General features: G+C 46.7%; 1 pseudogene. It reads right to left on the bottom strand.

Going from position 1 to position 323, the window contains the following annotated elements:
* Positions 1–323 (bottom strand): annotated as a pseudogene (locus HBA93_RS19980) (hypothetical protein); the annotation flags it as partial.

Below are 323 nucleotides of genomic sequence, written 5' to 3'. Positions count from 1 at the left end.
ATTGGAAAGCATTTGCGTCAGTGCCAGGTCTAGCTGACATAATAACGTGCATTACATCACGGCCTTTCCGACTGTGCATATCCTGCCGCCAATTTTTTTGGACTAAATCACCGGCTTCGTCGTGCGTCCGAATAATGCGGCCATGTTCATTTTTTACCGCTTCGCCACTATCAGCAACCAGTTCACGAACTTTATAGCTGCCATATTCAACGCCATTCCCGTACCCACGAAAACCGAAAGATACATTTAGCCCCTGCTCGATTGATATCGACCTTAATCGGTCGGCAATAATCGAATTTGCTTTTGCATCAGCAGTCAGACGC

Origin of the sequence: Ochrobactrum sp. SFR4 (assembly GCF_019730395.1) — a bacterium.
GTDB lineage: Bacteria > Pseudomonadota > Alphaproteobacteria > Rhizobiales > Rhizobiaceae > Pseudochrobactrum.
The sequence above is the reverse complement of the archived record's forward strand: the minus strand, read 5'-3'. Positions and strand labels throughout refer to the sequence as shown.